Below are 19,951 nucleotides of genomic sequence, written 5' to 3'. Positions count from 1 at the left end.
GGGCGGTGTGCCGCAATTGCCGGGACAGCGGCGGGTGGGTAGCGCATGATGGCGGCATGGGTTCAGATGCGGCGCGGCGGGCCGTACTCGAGATGGTGTGTGACACTTTCGCGCCGGGGGACGGGGGTGAGGTGGCGGCGGCTTCCGCGTTGGGGGTCGTCGACACGGTCACCGAGTTGCTCGGGCGCAATCCCCGGGAGGCGGAGCGGCGGCAGTTCGAACTGCTCATGCGCCTGTGGGATTCGCGGGTGTTCGGGGCGCTCAATGGGGCGGGGTGGCGCAAGTTCTCGCGGCTCGGCGCCGAGGAGCGGGAGCGGATGCTGCTCGGGATGGCCAACTCCCGGATCGAGCAGAAGCGGGCCCTGTTCCAGGCGTTGAAGGGGGCGGCGGTCACCTCCTACTACCTGACGCCGGGACCGACCGGGGTGAATCCGGTGTGGGACAAGATGGGCTTCCCGCCCGCGTTCGGCCCGGTGGAGGGCGCGAAACGCGGGCTCAGCCCGGCGCGGCCGGACTCCGACACGACCGTCGTCTGCGATGTGGTCGTGATCGGGTCGGGTGCGGGCGGCGGGACGGCCGCGGCGGTCCTGGCCCAGGCGGGCCTGGATGTCGTGGTGCTGGAACGCGGCGACTACCTCGACGACCCGGACTTCGGCATCGGTGAGAAGGAAGGGTTCCTGAAGCTGTACGCGCCGGGTCCGGCCGCCACCGCCGAGGGCCAGCTGAGTCTGGTGGCGGGCAGCGCGCTGGGCGGCGGCACGGTGGTCAACTGGACCACCTCCTTCCGCACTCCGGACGACGTGCGCGCGGAATGGGCCGGGCTGGGCGCGAGCCAGTTCGCCGAGCAGGAGTACACCGACGCTCTCGACGCGGTGGTGTCCCGGCTCGGGGTGAACCTCGACCATTCGCCCGCCTCGCGCCGCGACGAGATTCTCGAACGCGGCCTGCGCAAACTGGACTGGCACGTCGAGCCGCTGCCCCGCAACGTCCGCGACTGTGATGCCGGAATCGAATGCGGGCGTTGCGGTTTCGGCTGCCGCATCGGGGCCAAGCAGTCGGCGGTCAAGACCTGGCTGGCGGATGCGGCCGCGGCGGGCGCGCGCCTGTTCGTCGGCACCGACGTGCGGCGCATCGAGGTCAGCAATGGCACCGCCACCGGCGTGGAAGCCGTGACGGCGGACGGGCATGCGGTGCGGGTGCGCGCCCGCGCGGTGGTGGTCGCCGCCGGGGCGATCCAGACCCCCGCCCTGCTGCGCCGCTCCGGACTGACGAATCGTGCCATCGGCGACTATCTCCGACTGCATCCGGCCACCGCGGTGTTCGGCGTCTTCGACGAGGAGATCCGCCCGTGGGAGGGCGGCCTGCAGACCCGCTACTCCAAACAAGACCGCGACCTGGACGGCCACGGCTACGGCGTCATCTACGAGACCGGGCCCATGACCCCGGGCCTTTCGGTGGGCTTCCAGGCGTGGACCGGCGCGGCCGCGCATCGCGACCGCATGCTGAAACTGGCGAATACGGTAGCCGTCGGCGTCATCACCCGCGACCGCGACCACGGCTCGGTGGAGACCGACAAGCAGGGCGAGGCCGTGGTGCGCTACCGGCTCTCGGCCCGCGACGCCGCCCACATGCACACCGGAATCGTCAATGCCGCAAGCATTCTGGAGGCGGCGGGCGCGCAGCGGATCTTCTCCGGGCATCAGGCGGGCGTCGGCTACGCGCCGGGCGTCGAGGGCAGCCACGAGGACTTCGCCGACCGGGCGGCCGCCGCCGGCTACGCGCCGGGCCGCTGCTCGATGGGCGCGCTGCACATCATGGGCTCGGCCCGGATGGGCGGTTCCGCCGCGGATTCGGCGACGAATCCCGACGGCGTCACCTGGGATGTGCCGAACATCGTGGTGGCCGACGCCTCCTGCTTCCCGACCTCGTCGGGGGGCAACCCGATGGTCAGTATCGAGGCCATCGCGTACATGAACGCGACCCGCCTGGCGGCGCGGCTCGCCTAGCCCGATTCGGGGGCGCGGCACGCTGTTTCGCGTGCCGCGCCGTCCTCACAGCACCGAGCCGTAGGCGCCGACTATCACCTTGTTGATCTGCCCCACGGCCCGGTCGATCGGCCCGGTCGGCTGGAACAGGTGACTCAGCGCGAGCCGGACCAGCACCTCGGTCATCGAGGTCAGTTCGGCGTCGCTCATCGCGGGCAGCCCGTACTGCGACCGGATGCCCGCCGAGAGCGCGGTGACCGCGCGGCCCAGTACCGGCTCGGTCTCGGTCATCAGCACCGGCAGCAGGGAGCTGTCGGTTTCCGATCGCCCGGCCAGCACCGCCTTGATCAGCGTGTTGTCGGCGCCGGTCCGCAGCGTGTACTCGGCCGCCGCGGTCATCCCGGTCGCGACCTCGGTCGGATGCGCGGCGAGGCACTCGGAGATGCCCACCAGGAAGGTGTCGACCTCCTGCTGGATCACCACTTCGGCCAGCTCGTGCTTGTTGGCGAACTCCTTGTAGAGCACCGGGCGGCTCACGCCCACCTCTTTGGCGAGCCGCGACATGTTCACCGCGCCCCAGCCCTCGGTGATGACGATGCGCCGGCCCGCCTCGATGATCCGCTCGCGCAGCAACAGCCGCATCTCGGTCTGGAAGTTCGGTGCTTCAACCACGTGCCGATCGTACATGGGCTCAACTTTCGTCTCGTCGTTGACAGACTGGATCACACTGTATCTAATGAATACAGTTCTTGAGAAAGTGTAAACGCTAGGAGTACGGCAATGACGACGTCTCGTTCTCGAATCGAGGAGGCCTCGGCCCGCCCGCAGTGGCGTGACCGCAAGCGCTATCTGTGGCTGCTCGGTCTCGTTCCCCCGACCGCCCTGTTCCTGGCGATGGCTCTGGTCTGGGCCTTCAACGAGTTCGGCTGGACCGCGGTCTCGCCGGTGTGGTGGTGGATCGGCCCGCTGATCGTGTACGTGCTGCTGCCGATCCTGGACCGCTTCTTCGGCCCGGACGGCCAGAACCCGCCCGACGAGGTGATGGAGTACCTCGAGAACGACAAGTACTACCGGTACTGCACCTACGCCTACATCCCGTTCCAGCTGCTGAGCCTGACCGTGGCCTGCTACCTGTGGACCGCGAGCGACCTGTCCTGGCTGGGCGTCGACGGCGGCCTGGGCCTGATCTCCAAGCTGGGCCTGGCGCTGAGCATGGGTGTGATGGGCGGCGTCGGCATCAACACCGCGCACGAACTCGGCCACAAGAAGGACGAACTCGAGCGCTGGCTGTCGAAGATCACCCTGGCCCAGACGTTCTACGGCCACTTCTACATCGAGCACAACCGCGGCCACCACGTTCGCGTCGCCACTCCGGAGGATCCGGCCAGCGCTCGCTTCGCGGAGACCTTCTGGAGCTTCCTGCCGCGCAGTGTGTGGGGCAGCCTGCGCTCGTCGTGGGAGCTGGAGGCCAAGCGCCTGGAGCGGCTCGGCCGGCGCCCGTGGACGATTCGCAACGACGTGCTCAACGCGTGGCTGATGTCGGTGGTGCTGTTCGGCGCGCTGGCCGTGGCGTTCGGCCCGGCGGTGCTGCCGTGGCTGGTGATCCAGGCGATCTACGGCTTCACCCTGCTGGAGACGGTGAACTACCTCGAGCACTACGGCCTGATGCGGCAGAAGACCGCCGGCGGCCGCTACGAGCGCTGCACCCCGGAGCACAGCTGGAACTCCGACCACATCGTCACCAATATCTTCCTGTACCACCTGCAGCGGCACAGCGACCATCACGCGAACCCCACCCGCCGCTACCAGATCCTGCGCAGTATGGACGGCGCCCCGAACCTGCCCAGCGGCTACGCGAGCATGATCTCGCTGGCTTACTTCCCGCCACTGTGGCGCAAGGTGATGGATCACCGCGTGCTCGAGCACTATTCGGGTGATATCACCCGCGCCAACGTCCAGCCCCGCAAGCGCGCCCGCGTGCTCGCCCGGTACGGGGCGGTGGCGTGATGGCCTCCTACCGCTGCCCGATCTGCGATTACGTCTACGACGAGGCGAAAGGCGCGCCGCGCGAGGGTTTCCCGGCGGGTACCGCCTGGTCCGCAGTACCGGACGACTGGTGCTGCCCCGACTGCGGGGTGCGCGAAAAGATCGACTTCGAACCGGCTTCCGCTCAGAAGGGACACTGATATGAGCACCGACTTCAAACTCTTCCGCTGCCTGCAGTGCGGCTTCGAATACGACGAGGCGCTGGGCTGGCCCGAGGACGGCATCGAGCCCGGCACCCGCTGGGACGACATCCCCGACGACTGGTCCTGCCCGGATTGCGGTGCGGCCAAGAGCGATTTCGAGATGGTCGAGGTCAGCCGCGCGTGAGCGGGCGCATCGTCATCGTGGGCGCGGGCGTGGCCGGGGCCACCGCCGCGCGCACCCTGCGCACCGAGGGCTACACCGGCGAGATCGTGCTGCTGGGCGCGGAACCCACCGCGCCCTACCGGCGGCCGATGGTCTCCAAGGAACTGCTGGCCGGCGCGGTCGAGGACCGGCGGTCGCTGTTGCATCCCGCCGACTTCTGGGCGGGCAACGACATCGACCTGCGGGTGGGCGTGCCGGTCGAATCCATCGATCCCGGACCGGGTCTGGTGTGGCTGGCCGACGGGACCGCGATCGGCTACGACTCGCTGCTGCTGGCCACCGGTGCCGTGTCGCGGCGGCTGGCGGTGACCTCGGATCGGTCCGTGGCGTCCGACGCCGTGTTGCCGGTGCACACCCTGCGGGGCCGGTCCGAGGCCGAAGCCCTGCGAGCGACGCTGGAGCGGGATCCGTCGTTGCTGATCATCGGGGCCGGGCTCATCGGCTGCGAGGTCGCCGCGACCGCGCGGGGTCTGGGCGCGGAGGTGACGGTGCTCGACGCCGGGACCGCGCCGCTGGAGCGGGTCGCGCCCGCCGTCGTCGGTGACTACATCCGAAAGCTGCACGCGGACAACGGGGTGGCCATCTCGACCGAGGTGCGGCTCTCGCACCTGGCCTACACCGGCAACGAAGTCGTCGCCGTGGCCGAGGACGACCGCACCTGGACCGCCGCGGCGGCGCTGGTGGCGATCGGATCTGTCCCGGACACTCGGCTCGCCGTCACCGGCGGGCTGGCCGTGGACGACGGCATCCGGGTGGACGAGCGGTATCGCACGTCGGCTCCGGGAGTGTTCGCCGCGGGTGACGCGGTGAATCGACTGGATCCGAAATCGGGTGGATACCGCCGCGAGGAGCATTGGAACAGCGCGCAGGCGCAGGGTGCGGCCGCGGCGCGATCGATGCTCGGATTGCCCGCTCTGACCGCGGAGGTGCCGTGGGGCTGGTCGATGCAGTACGGTCGGAACGTGCAGTTCGCGGGCGTGATTCAGGCCGACGACGAGCTGATCGTGCGGGGGAGTGCGGAGTCCGGTGACGCGACGGTGCTGGCACTGCGCGACGGTCGCGCCGTCGGTGTGGTGGCGATCGCCCGCCCGGCGGAGTTCCGGGTCGCGCGGGACCTGATCGGCCGGGGAGCGGTGCTGGACGCGGGGGCGTGCGTCGACGAATCCTTGCCGCTGGCCGAGGCGCTCGTACTGTCCGGACAGTCGTGAGGGCAGACGCCCGCAGTTGAGCTAACACCTCGCTATATCTGAAATGCCACTGGACCAACCGAATGGTCCGGTGGCATTTCGCATTTGCCGACTCATTGCTGAAAAGTGCTGGTAATCCGTGCTATTCGCGCGGCGCGCGTATCTTTCTGCGCTCTCGCGATCCCTGTCAAGGCCCTGGTTATTTCGGTGAAGACTGACACGTCAGTCCGAAATCTGTATTACTGTCTCGGTCAGTCGGAACCGGGTCAACAGAGGGACCGGTCGGCATCGACCAAACAGTAGGGGCTGTGGGGTGGTGAACATTGGTCGAGAAAGTTGTTCGGGGGCCGGAATCACTATGGCAGGCAATCGAATTCGCACTCTCAGGGCTGTGCACGTTCGGCCGCGCCATTCAGCTGGCGATCGCGGCGTTCCGGTTCCTGATCGTCGATATCGTCGCACTTCGCCATCCTTGGCGTGACACCCTCCAGCAGGGCTGGTTCATCGTCAGCGTGACGGCGATTCCCGCTGTGCTGGTGTCGGTTCCGTTCGGCGTGATCGTGGCGGTGCAGGTGGGGAGCCTGACCCAGCAGGTCGGCGCGAGCTCGGTGTCCGGCGCGGCCGGCGGCCTCGGCGTCATCCGGCAGGGCGCGCCCATGGTGACCGCGCTGCTGCTGGGCGGCGCCGCGGGTTCGGCCATCTCCTCGGATCTGGGCGCGCGCACCATTCGCGACGAGGTGGACGCCTTGCGCGTCATGGGAATCGACCCCGTGCGGCGGCTGGTCGCCCCGCGGCTGGCGGCCATGATCGCGCTGACGCCGCTGCTGTGCATGCTGATCATCTTCATGGGCGTGTTCACCGGCTACGTGATCGCCGTCGGCTTCCAGGGCGTGACGCCCGGCTCGTACCTGTCGGCGTTCGCGGCCTTCGCCAAGATGAGCGACCTGTGGGTGGCGATCGTGAAGTCGATCATCTTCGGCGTCATCGTGCTCATCGTGTCGTGCCAGCGTGGGCTGGAGGCCACCGCCGGCCCCAAGGGCGTGGCCAATGCCGTGAACGCGGCGGTGGTGATCGGTGTGATCGCCGCCTTCGGCGTGAATCTGGTGATCACGCAGCTGGTGTCGATGTTCATCCCGACGCAGGTGGGCTGATGACCCAGGTACCGGCGAAGTACACGCCACTCGGGACCGCGGGGCGGGTGATCGGCTCCTCGGCGCAGGCGCCCGTGTCCCTGGTCGAATCCCTCGGTCACCAAGCGACTTTCGTCTACGAGGTGCTGGCGGCCATCCCGCACACGCTGCGGGTGTACCGGCGTCAGACCATGCTCATCCTGTCCGACATCACCTGGGGGTCCGGCTCGCTCATCGTCGGCGGCGGCACCGTGGCGGTGCTGGCGTTCCTGGGCATCGCGGTCGGCGGGTCCATCGGCGTGGAGGGCTTCACCGCGCTGAACATGGTCGGGATGGGCCCGCTGACCGGGTTCGTCTCCGCCTACGCCAATACCCGCGAGATGGCGCCCATGGTGGCGGCCATCGGTTTCGCGGCGCAGGCGGGCTGCCGGATGACGGCCGAGATCGGGGCCATGCGCATCTCCGAGGAGATCGACGCGTTGGAGGCCATCGGCATTCGGCCCATGCCGTTCGTGGTGACCACCCGCGTGATCGCGGGCGCGATCACCATCGTGCCGCTGCACCTGCTCACCCTGATCCTGTCGTACCTGTCGTGCGCGACCGTGGTGAACGTCCTGCACGGGCAGTCCTCGGGCACCTACTACCACTATTTCGACGCTTTCCTGCAGCCCGGCGACGTGATCGCCTCGCTGATCAAGGCGACGATCTTCGTGGTCACCATCATTCTCATCCACGGCTACCAGGGCTTCTACGCCTCGGGCGGACCGGAGGGCGTGGGCCGGGCCTCCGGTCGCGCCATTCGCGCCAGCCTGGTGCTGGTGGTCATCCTGGACATGATCCTGACGATCGTGATCTGGGGCCTGGATGTCGGCATCCGGATCTCGGGGTGAAACATGGCCGTCTTCAAGGATCATTCCGGCCGTAGCGCCGGACCGTGGCTGCTGCGATTGCGCGGCCTGGTGGTCGCCGTCGTCCTCGTCACTGTGACGATTGTCGTGAGTGCTTATGCCCGAGGCTCTTTCGCGGATAGGTTCGAGGTCACCGTCGACGCGGCGACCCTCGGCGAGGGGCTGGCGCCGGGGGCGGAGGTGAAGTTCCGCGGGTACGCGATCGGGACGGTGTCGACCGTCGAGACCGTGGGCTATGGGCATCAGCGCATCGGATTGCGGATCGACCGGCGGCAGGCCGACGCGCTCACCGACGACGTCACCGCGCGGTTCACCTCGTCGAACGTGTTCGGTTCCAGTGCCATCGAATTGGTGCCCGGCACCGACGGCAGGAAGCTTCGTGAACATGCCGTGCTCCAGATCGGGGCAGGCGCCACCAATGCCACCGTGGCCGGAGTGTTCCGGCGGGCGGCGCGCCTGACCCAGGTACTGGATTCGGCGGCCGTGCACCGGTTGTTCGATCTGATGCTCGACAATGCGGCCAGCATGGGCCCCGTGCTGCGGTCGTTCTTCGAGACCGCGCGCACCCTGGCCGACGGACAGCAGAACAGTCTCGCGCATTACCTGCGCATCGGCGGCGACATGACCGGCGCGTTCGGGGACGTGACGCCCGCGGCCGGGCACGCCATCCTGGCGGTGCTCGAGCAGAGCGCCTACTTCGGGGATCCGGAGAACCGGGCGCGCACCAACCGCGCCACCCACGGCGTCGACGACGCGGTGCTGGTGGGCATCTCGAATCTGCTGCAGCAGAACAACCCGGAGCTGGAGAAGGTCCTCGACGGCATCCTCGACGTGGCGGTGCCGATCAGCGTGTCCGTGGGCTCGGTGGCCGCGGCCCACAATCGGGTCCCGAATCTGCTGCGGGCCATGGACGGGGCGTTCCCGGTGGTCGACGGCCGGGTGCAGCTGCAGGTGGAACTGATCGCCCAGACCATGCCGTACCTGGCGGATTCGCTGGGGGGAGAGGCCAAATGAGCGAGGTCACCAGGTCGGCCCTCAAACTGGTCGCGTTCCTGCTGGTCGTGGCCGGGTGCACCACCTTCATCGTGACCGCGCTGCGGACGCCGATCCCCGGCGACAAGGTCACCTACGACGCGGTGTTCACCGATGTGTCGGGACTGTTCGCGGGGGACTCGGTGCGCATGTCCGGTGTCGCGGTCGGGAAGGTGGAGACGGTGTCGCTGGACGGCAGCCGGGCGCGGGTGCACTTCACCGTGGATCGGGAGCGGCCGGTGTACGACAACACCAAGGCCGCGGTGCGATACCAGAACCTCATCGGTCAGCGGTACGTCGAACTGCTCACCGACGGGCCGGGGCGCACGAAAATAGCCGCCGGGACGACGATCCCGGTCGAGCGCACCATCGCGAGCTTCGACGTGTCCAAGCTGTTCAACGGTTTCAAGCCGATGTTCGACACGCTCGATCCCGCTCAGCTCAACCAGCTCGGCACCAACCTGCTGCGCGTCATCCAGGGTGACGGCTCCGGGATCGGTCCGGTGCTGGCGGACGTGGACACGCTCACCAAGCACGCCCGCAACAGCGAGGCCGTGATCGTGCTGCTCATCCGCAATCTGGGCGTGGTCGCCGACGCCATCGGCGGCAAGTCGAAGGCGGTCGGCGACCTGGTGCAGCAGCTCTCGGGCATCCTGCACCAGTTCACCGCCAAGACCCAGGCCATGCTGAGCGCGGTCGACACCGCGCAAACCCTGCTGGCTCCGGTGGTGCCGCTGCTGGAGGAGACCCGCGACGCCTACGACACCGCCTACGGTCCGGTCGACGGACTGCTCCGGCGGCTGGTGCCGCAGACCGACGAGCTGACCCAGATCCTGGCTCTCGCACCGCAATTGGTGACCGGGCTGAATCAGACGGTCCCCGGGCAGGGGTTCAAGCCGCGCATCACCTGCTCCCACGGTGAGGCCGCGCTGCCCGCGGTGGCCGGAGTCATCCTGTCCAACCAGAACCTGGTGGTGTGCAACTGATGAGAGCGTTGATCGCCCGGATGGGCGGGCTGATCCGGGACGTGCTCACCGGTCGCGGGGACCAGAACACGCAATTGCGCTGGGGCATCGCCGGTGTCGTGGTGTGCGTGATCGCGCTGGCAGTGGCGGGCGCGGTGTACGTGATCCCGTTCGGGCAGCGCACCTACGTGGCCGATTTCCGGATCTCGGGCGGGGCTCGGCCGGGTGACGAGGTGCGGGTGGCGGGGATCAATGTCGGCAAGATCCGTGCCGTGGACCTGGTCGGGGACCACGTGGAGGTCGCCTTCACCGTGAATCGCGATGTGCGGGTGGGGGACCGGTCGGCGGTGGAGGTCAAGATGCTGACCCCGATCGGCGGCCACTACCTGGCGCTGGCCCCCGTCGGGGACAAGGACCTGGCGTCGAAGCACATCCCGCCCGAGCGCACCACCACCCCGTTCGAGCTGAGCGACATTCTCGACAAGGGCACTCCGGTGTTCGGCAAGGTCGACGCCACCACCATGCGCGACACCATCGGGCAGCTGAATGCGGCACTGGCGCAGCAGCCCGACGCTGTGCGCGGGGTGATCGGCAATGCCAACGAGCTCACCGGGCTGCTGGCCGAGCGTACCGATCAGCTCAACAGCGCGCTCACCGTGTCCGACGAGTACATCGCCGCCATCGCCGACGACAAGGCGCTGCTGGCGGATTTCGTGAAACAGCTGGGTACGGTCGCCGACCAACTGGGCAACCGCAAGAACGACATCGTGAGCATGTTCGCGCTGCTCAAGCGGTTCCTGATCGTGCTGCACCGGCCGCTCATGGCCTACGACAGCATCGAACCGTCGGTCACCCAGTTCGAGCAGCTGTTCTCCAAGCTCATGGAGGACCCGAACCGGCTCGACACCGTGATCACCGGGATGCGTGAGGTGATCAACCGGCTCAGCGGGCTGCTGGGCACTCAGGTGCAGGTCGAGGACCCGGCCGCCGGCGTCCGGCTGTGCATTCCCTTCGAAGGCAAGGCGTGCTGAATGAACTGGGGCAGAACAGCACTCGCCGCCGGGGTCGCCGTCGCGGTGGTGGCGGCCGGCGCGGTGGGCGTGTCGTGGGCGACGACCGTCCGTGATCCGAAGCAGAACGTGTGCGCCGAGTTCACCGACACGGTCGGACTGTACGAGGGCAACAGCGTGACCATGCTCGGGGTGGAGGTCGGCACGGTGTCGAAGATCGAGGCGCTGGGCGACCGCATGCGGGTCACCATGAGCGTCAAGGACTCGGTGAAACTGCCCGCCGATATCGCGGCCGTCACCATGTCGAGTTCCATCGTGACCGACCGGCATGTGGAGCTGACCAAGCCGTACACCGGCGGCCCGCGATTCGATACCGCGACATGCATTCCGCTGGAACGGACCAAGACGCCCATCGGGATCAGTGAGGCGCTCGACGCCATGGGCAGACTGGCCGGTGATCTGACCGGGGGTGGCGCCGGGAAGCCGGATTCGCTGCTGGATGACACCCTGACCGCGGCCGACAAGGCGATCGACGGGACCGGGCAGCAGTGGAATCAATTGCTGCAGCGGCTGTCCGCGGTCGTCGGTGATCCCGCGCAGAAGGATGCCGCGTTCCGGCGGCTGGTCGACAATCTGGATCAGCTCACCACCATGTTCGTGACCAACTGGCCGGATATGGCGCAGGTGCTGAACAATCTGCGCAACGGTTTGCAGCTGATCGGGCAGTTCTCGGCCGAATTCTCCGGGGCGGTCGATATCGCGGTCGAATTCCTGCCGGTGATCGCACGCAATGCCGGGAAATACGATCAGCAGATCTACAGCCTGCTGGATGTGGTGCTGCCGCAGGCGCATACCTTCGTGCAGCAGCATCAGGGCGACATCACCTCGCTGCTCACCGCGCTGCCGCCGTTGGCCGCGCAGCTACCGCAGGCGGGTGCGAAATGAGGCGCGCGGTCGTCCGGCTGTTGCCGGTGGTCACCGCGGCCGCGCTGGTCCTGACCGGATGCGGGGTGAAGGCCACCGATATCCCGATTCCCGGCACCTACCCCTCCGGCGACACCTACACGGTGCGTATCGAATTCGGGTCGGTGCTGAATCTGCCCGACCGCGCCAAGGTGATCTCCGACGGTGTCGAGGTCGGCATGCTCGACCACATCGAGCTGATCGGGACCACGGCGGTGGCGACGGTGAAGCTGCACACCGACGCCAAACTGTCGAAGTCCACGACGGCGGAGTTGCGGCAGTCCACCATTCTCGGCGACATCCATATCGCGCTGGAAGCGCCCAAGAACGCCAGCAGCACACTGCTCGGCAATGGCGATGTGATTCCGGTGTCGCAGACCATTCCCGCCACCAATGTCGAGGATATTCTGCGGGCGCTGTCGAACATCATCACCGGCGGGCGGTGGTCCGACATCCAGAAACTGGTGACCGACGTGAATGCCGCGTTCCCGTCGGACCCGGCCGAGTTGGACCGGGTCAACCGGGCGGGCCGGGCGGCGTTGCACGATATGGCCACCCACACCGACGAGCTGAATCGCATTCTCACCTCGGCGCAGCAGATCACCGGGAAGCTGGAATCCGGTCGCGGGGCGGTGGATCGGATCCTCACCCTCGGACCGGATCGGGCCGCCGGATTGTCGGATGTGCTGCTGGCGGTGGTGAACCTGATCATCAGCGGCGGTCCGCTCGCCAAGAACGTCGGCGACCTGGTGCTGCCGCATCTGGGGGACATCCGGTCGATCGTGTCGGTGCTCGCGCCGGCCGCGGTGACGGCGGGGTACGCGGACCTGACCCTGGCGGCCAACCTCGACACGTTCCACACGCTGCTGAAGGAGAAGATCACTCCCTTCCTGAACGCGCCGGATGTGAAGGTGCGCAACGTGTCCGCCGCCGACGCGCAGGCCGATCAGCTGATCGGCACGCTGCGCGGGATCGGAATGGTGCCCTGAATGAAGCTCTCACTGTCCGGGCCGGTGTCGATGGTCATGCTGCTGGTGCTGACCTTCGTGTGCGGCAGCTACATGGCCGTCGGGGTGTTGAAGCTGGATCCGCGCCGCCAGAACAACACCGTCACCGTGCTGCTCGACGGGTCGGGCGGGCTGATGAAGACCTCCCAGGTGACGCTGCGCGGCCTGCCCATCGGCAAGGTGCGCGATATCGGTGCGACCTCGCACGGGCTGGCGGTCACCCTCGAATACGACGCCAAGTACCGAATTCCGGTGGACAGCGTCGTGCAGATCGCCAACCTGTCGGCGGCGGGGGAGCAGTTCCTCGACTTCCGGCCGACCGGGACCGCCGGGCCGTTCCTGCGCGACGGCAGCGTGGTGCCCAATCGGCAGGTGCGGGTCGCGACCACCGTCGGGGACGCGCTCGCCGAACTGGATGCCCTGACCGCGCAATTGGATCCGGCCAAGTTGCGGAATCTGGCGACCACGGTGGCCGCCGGGTTCGAGGGCCGCGACGCCGAGGTCGCCAACCTCACCAAGGCGCTGGTCGGCACCGCGAATCTGTTGCGGGACAAGCGCGAAGCCATCGGGCGGCTGTACTCGAACGTGCAGACCCTCGGCGACAAGTTCGATGGGCGCGCACCCACGCTGAGCGCGGCCGCCGGGGATCTCACCACCGCGCTGCCCGAGCTGCTGCACATCATCGCCGCGTTCCAGAACTACTCCTATATCGGCGAGCACATCTTCGACGATCCGATCGGGCCGCTGGTCACCAAGATCGACGAATACCTGCGGCTGATCGGACCCGACCTCGGGCAGATCGCCACCGTCCTGAAACCCGCCACCAGCGTGATCAAACCGCTGCGCGTGGACGCTGGATCGATCGTGGACCTGCTGTCCACGGTGTTCCCCGGCGACGGCGCGGCGCACGTGGGCATCGAGATTCCTCGCTAGAGAGAAGGCAGATCGTGACCGAGACCGAGCAGACCGAGACCGACAAGCCCGACACGCGGGAGACCGTCGAGGAATCTCCGAAGGCGGTGTCCCAGAAGGGGATCGGTGAACGACTCAATCCGTTGGTGGCGGCGGCCGCGGCGCTGTTCGCGATCGCGGCCGTGGTGCTGGGGGTGCTGTGGCACTCCGCCTCGGGCGACTACGACGCGCTGAAGTCCCGCGATGCCGATCGTGATCGCGCCGCGCAAGTGGCCAAGGACTACACGCTGCGCTCGCTCACCTACGACTACCGCAACCTGCCCGCCTTCTTCGACGGCGTGCAGCGCGGGGCATCGGATCCATTGCGCGACAAGTACACCCAGTTCCACGACACCCTCGCCAAGATCATGACCGATGCCCAGGTGGTGGCCTCCGGCGACGTGGTGGGCACCTCGGTGGAGGCCAAGGGCAACGACCAGTACACGGTCACCGTGTACGCCACCCAGCGCACCCAGAACGTGCAGCAGCCCGAGCCGGCGACGGTGCCGAACCTGCTCGTGGTAACGGTGGCCGGGCGCGACGGCGAGTGGCTGGTGACCGATTACGGCCCCAAGGACGCCGGTGTGAAGGGCGGGGCCGCGAAATAGCCTCGGCACGCATCGGCCGCCCGCCGCAGCGCGAACTCCCCGCGCGCCGCCGCCGGGAGATCATCGAAGCCGCCTACGAGGTGTTCACCGCGCACGGCTACGAGGCCACCGCCATCTCCGAGGTGGCCGCCCGCGCCGGCATCGGCCAGGGCACCGTCTACCGCTACTTCGGCAGCAAACGTGAAATCCTGGACCACGTCATCGATCTCGGCATCGAGAAGGTGACCGACGCCATGCGATTGCACACCGTGTTCGGCGCGGCCGACACCGTGGACGACCTGGTGGCCGCGGTCCGCGCCGCCGTGGCCCGCCTCTACGACCTGCTCGAACGCGAGCCGCGCGTGCTGCGGCTGCTGGTGGTCGAGGCCGGGGCCATCGATCCCGAACTGGCGCACCGCCTGCTCGGCCTGGAGGCCCTCACCGCCTCCCTGATCGCCGCCGAACTCACCCGCGGCCTGGAGGCAGGATGGATCCGTCCCGACATCGATCCGGAAGTGCTGGGCCACACCATCCCCACCCTGGTCGGCCCGTGGCTCATGCGGGAACTGCTGGGGGCGGGCAATCCGGCCATCCGCGACCGCAGCATGACCGCGGTCCTCGCCTACCTCGACCGAACCCTGCGCCCCCTGGGTCCTCCGGCTCCCCCGAGCCCGCCCCCATGACCGCCGCCCCCGACCCGCACCGCGACCGACCCGGCCTGTCCCGAGCCGACCGCCGTCGCGCCGAATTGGTCTCCGCCGCTTACGAACTGGTCGTCACCCGAGGCTTCCGTGCCATCTCCGTCGACGACATCGCCGCCGCGACGGGCGTCAGCCACGGCACCTTCTACAACTACTTCCCGAACAAACGCGCCATTCTCGACGCCGTCATCGACCACAGTTTCCTCCACATCCGCGACCTCCTCCTGGGCCCCGAAGGCGACAGCACCCCCACCACCCTGGACGCCTTCTGTGACCGCTACGCCCGGGTCATCGACCGCTGCTACGACCTGGTCGCGACCGAACCCGGTCTGGTGAACTTCTTTCTCCTGGAAGCCTCCTCGATCGACGACGCCGTCCTCGACCGCTGCCTCCACAATGCCCGCGCCTACGCCGCCGAATCAGTGGCTCGGATCCGCGAGGGCATCGCCCACGGCTACCTCGACCCCACCCTCGACCCCGCCATAGCAGGCGAAGTCCTCCTCTCCCTCCTGGTCTCCGCCCTCCTCTCGGCCCTTCGCGCCGGCACCGACGGCCTCACCCGAACCCGAGTCCGCACCCAACTCGTCGCCTTCCTCCGCACCGCCTTCGGCGGCCCGGGATCTCCTACCACGGTAGGTGAATGAACTCCGCCCGAACGCGGATGCGCAGCCCCCGAGGCGCACCTATCCTCGGATGATGGTGTGGGGTGGGATCATTCGCGCAGCCGGCGCGATCACCGATCGACAGACGGCACACGTCGAAGCGGCCGGCTACGACTACCCCGCCTGGTACGTCCCCCTCGCCGACCTGATCATCTCCGGCGCGGCGATGGCCGCGGCCGTGCAGCGGGGTGCGGTGATCCCGCCGCAATGGCCGCTGCTGGCCGCCCTGTTCACGGTGACACCGATGGTCCTGATCGCCGTGGTCACGCCGAACGCGCGGTTGATCGGCGTGGTCCTGGTGATCGCCGCCGTCGAGCCATTGTTGTTGCTGCGCCCTGTCTTTCCCGACGCGGCGCCCGGCTGCCTGGCGATTCTCACCACCATGATGGCGATGGCCGCCTCACTGCGGAAGAGTCTGCTCACGCTCGCGGCGTCAGCGCTGGCATTGGGCATCCCCGCGGCGCTGGGCAGGCTGGATGCTGCGCCGATCTACCTCGTGTTGCTCGGTGGCGGGTGGGTGCTGGGGCACATGCTGCAAACCCACATGCGGCTGCTGCAAACCCAGAAACGATTGCTGCGCAGCGAACGTGAGGCGCAGCGGCTGCTCGCGGATCGGGCCGTGCTCGAGGAGCGCCGCCGCATCACTCGCGAGGTTCACGACATCGCGGGCCATTCCCTCAGCGTCACCCTGCTCCACCTGACCGGTGCCCGTCACACGCTGGCCCAGGACCGGGATATCGATGAAGCCATGGCGGCCCTCGACGACGCCGAACGGATCGGCCGCCAAGCGATGGCGGACATTCGACGGACCATCGGTCTCCTCGGCTCCGATGCTCCCACTCCGACACCGAAACCGTGCCCGGCCGACATCGACGACATGATCAGCGATTTCGTAGCGGCGGGCCTACGGGTGAAATTCGAGACCTCCGGCCCACTCGACTCCGTCTCGGAAGCCGTCGCCCTCACCCTGTTCCGCCTGACCCAGGAATCCCTCACCAACGTCGCCAAACACGCACCCGATTCCACGGTCACCGCGTCCCTGCGCATCTCCGAATCCCGAGCGACCCTGTCGATCCACAACACCGGCACCTTCACCTCCACGCCCGACGCCTCCGGCAATGGCCTGCGCGGGATGCGTCAACGCGTCGAGGCGCTCGGCGAAGGGCACCTCGACACTGGGCCCTGCGCCGACGGCTGGCGAGTCCGCGCCGAACTCCCACTTCGATAGTCCAACGCCCCGATCCGCCTGGGCCGCTAGGTCGGAAAGGGGTTGGCGCGGAAGGCGGTCAGGAGCATGGTGGTGAGGTTGTCGAGGTAGGTGGGTTCGGGGGGGATGCCGGTGATGGTCAGTCGCCAGTAGAGGGGGCCCGCGAGGAAGTCCAGGGCGAGGGGGATGTCGAGGTCGTCGGGGAGTTCGCCTCGGGTGATGGCGCGGTGGAGGAGGGTGGTGGCGCGGTCGCGGCGGGTGGTGGCGATGCCGGTGGTGAGGGTGGCGGCCAGGGCTGGTTCGCGGGCGGCTTCGGCCAGGAGGTCGGGGATGATCTTCGAGGCGAGGGGGTGGCGGAGGCCGGCGGCGGCCGCGGTGAGGAAGGCGTGGAGGTCGCCGCGGAGGGAGCCGGTGTCGGGGGTGTCGGCGGCGTCTGCGGCGACCTTGGTGATGAGGTCGGTGGCCATGGCGTGTTTGGAGGGCCAGCGGCGGTAGACGGCCGCCTTGCCCGCGCCCGCGCGGCGGGCCACGGCCTCGATGGAGAGGCGTCCGTAGCCGACTGCCGCGAGCTCCTCGAAGAAGGCGGTGGTGAGGGCCTCGGTCAGGTCATCCTGCAAGACCGGGCCGCCGGAGGTGCGGCGCGGGGGATTGGGCATGTGATCCACGCTAACACGAGACGGAACGGTTGCGTATCGACTGGAACGGCCGTAGCGTGCTCGAAGTAGACGAGACGGAACCGTTCCGGCTCGATGGATTCACCTCCTCCGATCGCATCGAAAGACACCACCATGAACACCGTGGCCCCCACCCTCGTCGACCGCATTCATGACGCCCTCGACACCACCGGCGCCATCGTCGCCGGCATCGGCGACCCGCAGCTCGGCCTGCCCTCGCTCTGCCCCGGCTGGGATGTCCGATTCGAGCTCAACCATCTGGTCGGCGGCGTGCGCGTCTTCGCCGCCGAACTCACCCACACCGACCCCGAGGGCGACCACCATGCCGACTGGCTCGGCACTCACCACCGCACCGCCTACGCCACCGCCGCGCACCTCGACCGCGCCGCCTGGTCGCGCCCCGGCGCGCTGGACACCACCGTCCGCCTCGGCTTCGGACCGGTGCCCGGCCCCATGGCCGCCCTGATCCACCTGACCGAAATCCTGGTCCACGGCATCGATCTCGCCGTCGTCACCGGACAGCGGCACCTCATCGACGAGCGGCAAGCCGACTACCTGCTCACCGTCATGCAATCCATGGACTTCGACGCCTTCCGGCGCCCCGGCATGTTCGGCCCGGCACGACCGTCGTCCGTCGACGCACCCGCTCACGAGCGGCTGCTGGCCTTCCTCGGCCGGTCTACTTCTGCGGCGTGAACCGCATGACGTCGAGGTGCGCGCACCCTGGACCCCGGGATCCGGGTCCGCACCCAGCTCGCCGCATTCCTGCGCGCCGCGTTCGGCGTGCAGTGCGACTAGGCGGCGGTGACGCGGTCGATCTTGCGGCCTTCGTGGTAGAAGTCGCAGTACGCGCCGAATTCATCGACCATGTCCGCGAATTCGTCGAAGAGGCGACCGGCGGGCAGTGATTCGGTGAGCAGGGCGTGGAGGAATTCGGTGGCGGTGCCGCGGTAGAAGCCCCAGCGGGTGTGGGTTTTGCTGCCGATCACGACGGGCCAGCTGGTCGGATCGCCGTCGCTCGAATCCCAGAGGCAGTAGCCGCCGTCGGCGAGTCTTCCCCAGGCTGTCAGGGATGCTGGGTTCAGCGTGAATCCTGCCGGGATGTCGTCGCATTCGATCGGAAGGTCGGGGTTCTCGAGGCGTTCGCGCGCATCCTTGATCCACCACTCCAGATCCGCTGAGGGGGAGGTGGCATCCGGGACGCTGAGGCGCACGATCGAGGAGAATTCCGACTCCCCGTAGGTGCCCGCCAGCTGCTGGTAGTCCTCGGGCAGTGGGATCCCGATCCGCTGTTCGACCGCCACCCAGTCGATCGCGGGGCGTGACACGCTCGGGGGTACCGGCAGCAGGCTCCGCAGGTCGTCGATGGCGGTCATGGCTCGTCCTCTCCTGTGCGGTCAGATGGAGTTGTCGATGATGATAGGGGGCAGATTCCAGCCCTTCTCGCCCCACGCGAACAGCAGCACCGCCGTCGGCGGCTCACCGGGCGCGCCCCATACCGGGATGGCCAGCGCGTGCACGACCTGCTGATCCACGTCGGGATTGGTGCCCTCGGCGACGCTGGTGATCAGCTTGTCCCACTGGGCTTTCACCCCGCGATTGTTGTGGAAGTTCTCGGGGATGAGGTTCTGCGGGATGCGACCGGAACCACCGCTGGTAGACCCGGCGAGATGGCCGGCGTCGTAGTCCAGGGGCACGTTGTCGCCCAGTAGCGCTCGGGTGGCGTCGGATCCCTTGTCCTGCATGCCGGGAACCAGACGCATGTATACGCCGCTGGGGCCGTAGACGTCGTCCATCGGGCCGTAGGCGATGAGTCCGCCGCCGCCGTGCACGTCCAGGACGGGAGTGCTGTTGGCTGCCGCTTCGTAGCCGTTCATCGTGGGCACCCCGTAGCTGCCGACCGGCAGCGGCACACCCTGGGCCAGGTACTGCATCGCGTAGGGCAGGAAGTTCGCGGCGGTCTCGGAGATGTTCGGGGCCGACGCGCTCGGGTTGGCCTGGCCCGGTGCCGGAAGCTGATATCCCGGAACGGTTTTCAGCGCCGGATTGGCGGCGAAGGAGGCGGGCAGTGTCGTGGTCGGCGGATCCTGGCGCGTTCCGGTCAGCTGCGCCGGCTGGTAGGGCGCCTTCGGCGCGCCCGGCAGGACCCGGCTGATCGGCGGCAGCACGTTCGACGGCACCGCCGGACGGAGCTTGCGGCGATTGGCGGGCGGCGGTGGCGGCTGCGCGGCCGACGGCGGGCATGCGGCGATGTCCTGTACGGGACCCGGCTGACCGATCGGAACGACCAGCGCCGCCGGGCAGGCGTCCGGCTCTCCGGCCTGCGGCGCCGCACCGACCTGTGGAACATCGACCCCCTGCCGCCGACACTGATCGGCGAGGGACTCCAACTCCGGAATCTCCGCATTGCCCCGCTCGGCCTCGGCGTTGTACGCGGCGACCGCGGCCTGGTTGCTCGAATCCGGCGGGTTCGCATTGTGTGCGGCCGCGGCCTGGTTGTGTGCCTCGATCCGCGCCGCCACGGCTGTGCAATCGAGTGGTTCGGCGAAGGCTACCTGCGATGGAATGAC

General features: G+C 68.4%; 22 protein-coding genes. 18 read left to right on the top strand and 4 right to left on the bottom strand.

Annotated elements, in window-relative coordinates; translation table 11 throughout:
* Positions 1 to 56 precede the first annotated feature (56 nt).
* On the top strand, positions 57 to 2,006 hold the full coding sequence (locus tag ACQPYY_RS20570) for an FAD-dependent oxidoreductase (RefSeq protein ID WP_433590610.1): 1,950 nt from the start codon (positions 57 to 59) through the stop codon (positions 2,004 to 2,006).
* A gap of 45 nt (positions 2,007 to 2,051) precedes the next feature.
* On the opposite strand, the gene ACQPYY_RS20565 is transcribed toward ACQPYY_RS20570, so the two are convergent.
* A complete protein-coding gene (locus ACQPYY_RS20565; protein WP_379104194.1) occupies positions 2,052 to 2,657 on the bottom strand; it encodes a TetR family transcriptional regulator in 606 nt (201 codons plus the stop codon).
* A 108-nt stretch (positions 2,658 to 2,765) separates the two neighbouring features.
* Here ACQPYY_RS20565 and ACQPYY_RS20560 point away from each other — a divergent pair, with 108 nt between their 5' ends.
* From ACQPYY_RS20560 to ACQPYY_RS20485, 16 genes are all read left to right on the top strand, one after another.
* Complete coding sequence (locus ACQPYY_RS20560; protein ID WP_433590609.1) at positions 2,766 to 3,992, top strand: alkane 1-monooxygenase; 1,227 nt, start codon at positions 2,766 to 2,768, stop codon at positions 3,990 to 3,992.
* Positions 3,992 to 4,171 (top strand): rubredoxin, encoded by a 180-nt coding sequence (locus ACQPYY_RS20555; protein ID WP_357278151.1) that lies wholly within the window; start codon positions 3,992 to 3,994, stop codon positions 4,169 to 4,171. Before ACQPYY_RS20560 ends, ACQPYY_RS20555 begins: the two co-directional genes overlap by 1 nt.
* Position 4,172: 1 nt before the next feature.
* Positions 4,173 to 4,358 carry a rubredoxin gene (locus ACQPYY_RS20550; protein ID WP_357084824.1) on the top strand — a complete coding sequence of 62 codons (186 nt, stop codon included), beginning with the start codon at positions 4,173 to 4,175 and terminating at the stop codon, positions 4,356 to 4,358.
* Positions 4,355 to 5,605 (top strand): NAD(P)/FAD-dependent oxidoreductase, encoded by a 1,251-nt coding sequence (locus ACQPYY_RS20545; protein ID WP_433590608.1) that lies wholly within the window; start codon positions 4,355 to 4,357, stop codon positions 5,603 to 5,605. The genes ACQPYY_RS20550 and ACQPYY_RS20545 overlap by 4 nt, the downstream gene beginning before the upstream one ends.
* Before the next feature lie 302 nt (positions 5,606 to 5,907).
* Entirely contained in the window at positions 5,908 to 6,735 is an 828-nt protein-coding gene (locus tag ACQPYY_RS20540) for an ABC transporter permease (RefSeq protein WP_433590607.1), read from the top strand.
* Positions 6,735 to 7,604 carry an MlaE family ABC transporter permease gene (locus ACQPYY_RS20535; RefSeq protein ID WP_433590606.1) on the top strand — a complete coding sequence of 290 codons (870 nt, stop codon included), beginning with the start codon at positions 6,735 to 6,737 and terminating at the stop codon, positions 7,602 to 7,604. The genes ACQPYY_RS20540 and ACQPYY_RS20535 overlap by 1 nt, the downstream gene beginning before the upstream one ends.
* 3 nt (positions 7,605 to 7,607) lie before the next feature.
* Positions 7,608 to 8,636 (top strand): MlaD family protein, encoded by a 1,029-nt coding sequence (locus ACQPYY_RS20530; protein WP_433590605.1) that lies wholly within the window; start codon positions 7,608 to 7,610, stop codon positions 8,634 to 8,636.
* Positions 8,633 to 9,640, top strand: coding sequence for an MCE family protein (locus ACQPYY_RS20525; RefSeq protein ID WP_433590604.1), 1,008 nt, complete (start codon positions 8,633 to 8,635; stop codon positions 9,638 to 9,640). Before ACQPYY_RS20530 ends, ACQPYY_RS20525 begins: the two co-directional genes overlap by 4 nt.
* Positions 9,640 to 10,650: an MCE family protein gene (locus ACQPYY_RS20520; RefSeq protein WP_433594691.1), complete on the top strand. Its 1,011-nt coding sequence runs from the start codon at positions 9,640 to 9,642 to the stop codon at positions 10,648 to 10,650. The genes ACQPYY_RS20525 and ACQPYY_RS20520 overlap by 1 nt, the downstream gene beginning before the upstream one ends.
* A complete protein-coding gene (locus tag ACQPYY_RS20515) occupies positions 10,651 to 11,574 on the top strand; it encodes an MCE family protein (protein ID WP_379104179.1) in 924 nt (307 codons plus the stop codon).
* Entirely contained in the window at positions 11,571 to 12,581 is a 1,011-nt protein-coding gene (locus ACQPYY_RS20510) for an MlaD family protein (RefSeq protein ID WP_433590603.1), read from the top strand. The genes ACQPYY_RS20515 and ACQPYY_RS20510 overlap by 4 nt, the downstream gene beginning before the upstream one ends.
* Entirely contained in the window at positions 12,582 to 13,532 is a 951-nt protein-coding gene (locus ACQPYY_RS20505) for an MlaD family protein (RefSeq protein WP_433590602.1), read from the top strand.
* Between the two features lie 14 nt (positions 13,533 to 13,546).
* Positions 13,547 to 14,158, top strand: coding sequence for a hypothetical protein (locus tag ACQPYY_RS20500; protein ID WP_433590601.1), 612 nt, complete (start codon positions 13,547 to 13,549; stop codon positions 14,156 to 14,158).
* Complete coding sequence (locus tag ACQPYY_RS20495; RefSeq protein ID WP_433590600.1) at positions 14,098 to 14,820, top strand: TetR/AcrR family transcriptional regulator; 723 nt, start codon at positions 14,098 to 14,100, stop codon at positions 14,818 to 14,820. The genes ACQPYY_RS20500 and ACQPYY_RS20495 overlap by 61 nt, the downstream gene beginning before the upstream one ends.
* Positions 14,817 to 15,482, top strand: coding sequence for a TetR/AcrR family transcriptional regulator (locus ACQPYY_RS20490; protein WP_433590599.1), 666 nt, complete (start codon positions 14,817 to 14,819; stop codon positions 15,480 to 15,482). The genes ACQPYY_RS20495 and ACQPYY_RS20490 overlap by 4 nt, the downstream gene beginning before the upstream one ends.
* A gap of 52 nt (positions 15,483 to 15,534) precedes the next feature.
* Entirely contained in the window at positions 15,535 to 16,728 is a 1,194-nt protein-coding gene (locus ACQPYY_RS20485; RefSeq protein WP_433590598.1) for a sensor histidine kinase, read from the top strand.
* A 26-nt stretch (positions 16,729 to 16,754) separates the two neighbouring features.
* Here ACQPYY_RS20485 and ACQPYY_RS20480 read toward each other — a convergent pair whose 3' ends face one another.
* The gene (locus ACQPYY_RS20480; protein WP_433590597.1) at positions 16,755 to 17,363 is read right to left on the bottom strand and encodes a TetR-like C-terminal domain-containing protein; all 609 of its coding nucleotides are present in this window, start codon (positions 17,361 to 17,363) and stop codon (positions 16,755 to 16,757) included.
* 132 nt (positions 17,364 to 17,495) lie between these two features.
* Between ACQPYY_RS20480 and ACQPYY_RS20475 the strand changes: the two genes are divergently transcribed.
* The gene (locus ACQPYY_RS20475; protein WP_433590596.1) at positions 17,496 to 18,077 is read left to right on the top strand and encodes a TIGR03086 family metal-binding protein; all 582 of its coding nucleotides are present in this window, start codon (positions 17,496 to 17,498) and stop codon (positions 18,075 to 18,077) included.
* A 98-nt stretch (positions 18,078 to 18,175) separates the two neighbouring features.
* On the opposite strand, the gene ACQPYY_RS20470 is transcribed toward ACQPYY_RS20475, so the two are convergent.
* Both ACQPYY_RS20470 and ACQPYY_RS20465 read right to left on the bottom strand, forming a co-directional pair.
* Entirely contained in the window at positions 18,176 to 18,757 is a 582-nt protein-coding gene (locus ACQPYY_RS20470) for an SMI1/KNR4 family protein (protein WP_433590595.1), read from the bottom strand.
* A gap of 21 nt (positions 18,758 to 18,778) precedes the next feature.
* A complete protein-coding gene (locus ACQPYY_RS20465; RefSeq protein ID WP_433590594.1) occupies positions 18,779 to 19,903 on the bottom strand; it encodes a hypothetical protein in 1,125 nt (374 codons plus the stop codon).
* Positions 19,904 to 19,951: the final 48 nt, after the last annotated feature.

Origin of the sequence: Nocardia sp. CA-145437 (genome assembly GCF_050956485.1) — a bacterium.
Taxonomy (GTDB): domain Bacteria; phylum Actinomycetota; class Actinomycetes; order Mycobacteriales; family Mycobacteriaceae; genus Nocardia.
The sequence above is the reverse complement of the archived record's forward strand: the minus strand, read 5'-3'. Positions and strand labels throughout refer to the sequence as shown.

Coding starts and splice junctions, on each gene's coding strand:
- ACQPYY_RS20570 (WP_433590610.1), top strand. CDS start 57: ATGGGTTCAGATGCGGCGCGGCGGGCCGTACTCGAGATGGTGTGTGAC.
- ACQPYY_RS20560 (WP_433590609.1), top strand. CDS start 2,766: ATGACGACGTCTCGTTCTCGAATCGAGGAGGCCTCGGCCCGCCCGCAG.
- ACQPYY_RS20555 (WP_357278151.1), top strand. CDS start 3,992: ATGGCCTCCTACCGCTGCCCGATCTGCGATTACGTCTACGACGAGGCG.
- ACQPYY_RS20550 (WP_357084824.1), top strand. CDS start 4,173: ATGAGCACCGACTTCAAACTCTTCCGCTGCCTGCAGTGCGGCTTCGAA.
- ACQPYY_RS20535 (WP_433590606.1), top strand. CDS start 6,735: ATGACCCAGGTACCGGCGAAGTACACGCCACTCGGGACCGCGGGGCGG.
- ACQPYY_RS20530 (WP_433590605.1), top strand. CDS start 7,608: ATGGCCGTCTTCAAGGATCATTCCGGCCGTAGCGCCGGACCGTGGCTG.
- ACQPYY_RS20525 (WP_433590604.1), top strand. CDS start 8,633: ATGAGCGAGGTCACCAGGTCGGCCCTCAAACTGGTCGCGTTCCTGCTG.
- ACQPYY_RS20520 (WP_433594691.1), top strand. CDS start 9,640: ATGAGAGCGTTGATCGCCCGGATGGGCGGGCTGATCCGGGACGTGCTC.
- ACQPYY_RS20515 (WP_379104179.1), top strand. CDS start 10,651: ATGAACTGGGGCAGAACAGCACTCGCCGCCGGGGTCGCCGTCGCGGTG.
- ACQPYY_RS20510 (WP_433590603.1), top strand. CDS start 11,571: ATGAGGCGCGCGGTCGTCCGGCTGTTGCCGGTGGTCACCGCGGCCGCG.
- ACQPYY_RS20505 (WP_433590602.1), top strand. CDS start 12,582: ATGAAGCTCTCACTGTCCGGGCCGGTGTCGATGGTCATGCTGCTGGTG.
- ACQPYY_RS20490 (WP_433590599.1), top strand. CDS start 14,817: ATGACCGCCGCCCCCGACCCGCACCGCGACCGACCCGGCCTGTCCCGA.
- ACQPYY_RS20485 (WP_433590598.1), top strand. CDS start 15,535: ATGGTGTGGGGTGGGATCATTCGCGCAGCCGGCGCGATCACCGATCGA.
- ACQPYY_RS20480 (WP_433590597.1), bottom strand. CDS start 17,363: ATGCCCAATCCCCCGCGCCGCACCTCCGGCGGCCCGGTCTTGCAGGAT.
- ACQPYY_RS20475 (WP_433590596.1), top strand. CDS start 17,496: ATGAACACCGTGGCCCCCACCCTCGTCGACCGCATTCATGACGCCCTC.
- ACQPYY_RS20470 (WP_433590595.1), bottom strand. CDS start 18,757: ATGACCGCCATCGACGACCTGCGGAGCCTGCTGCCGGTACCCCCGAGC.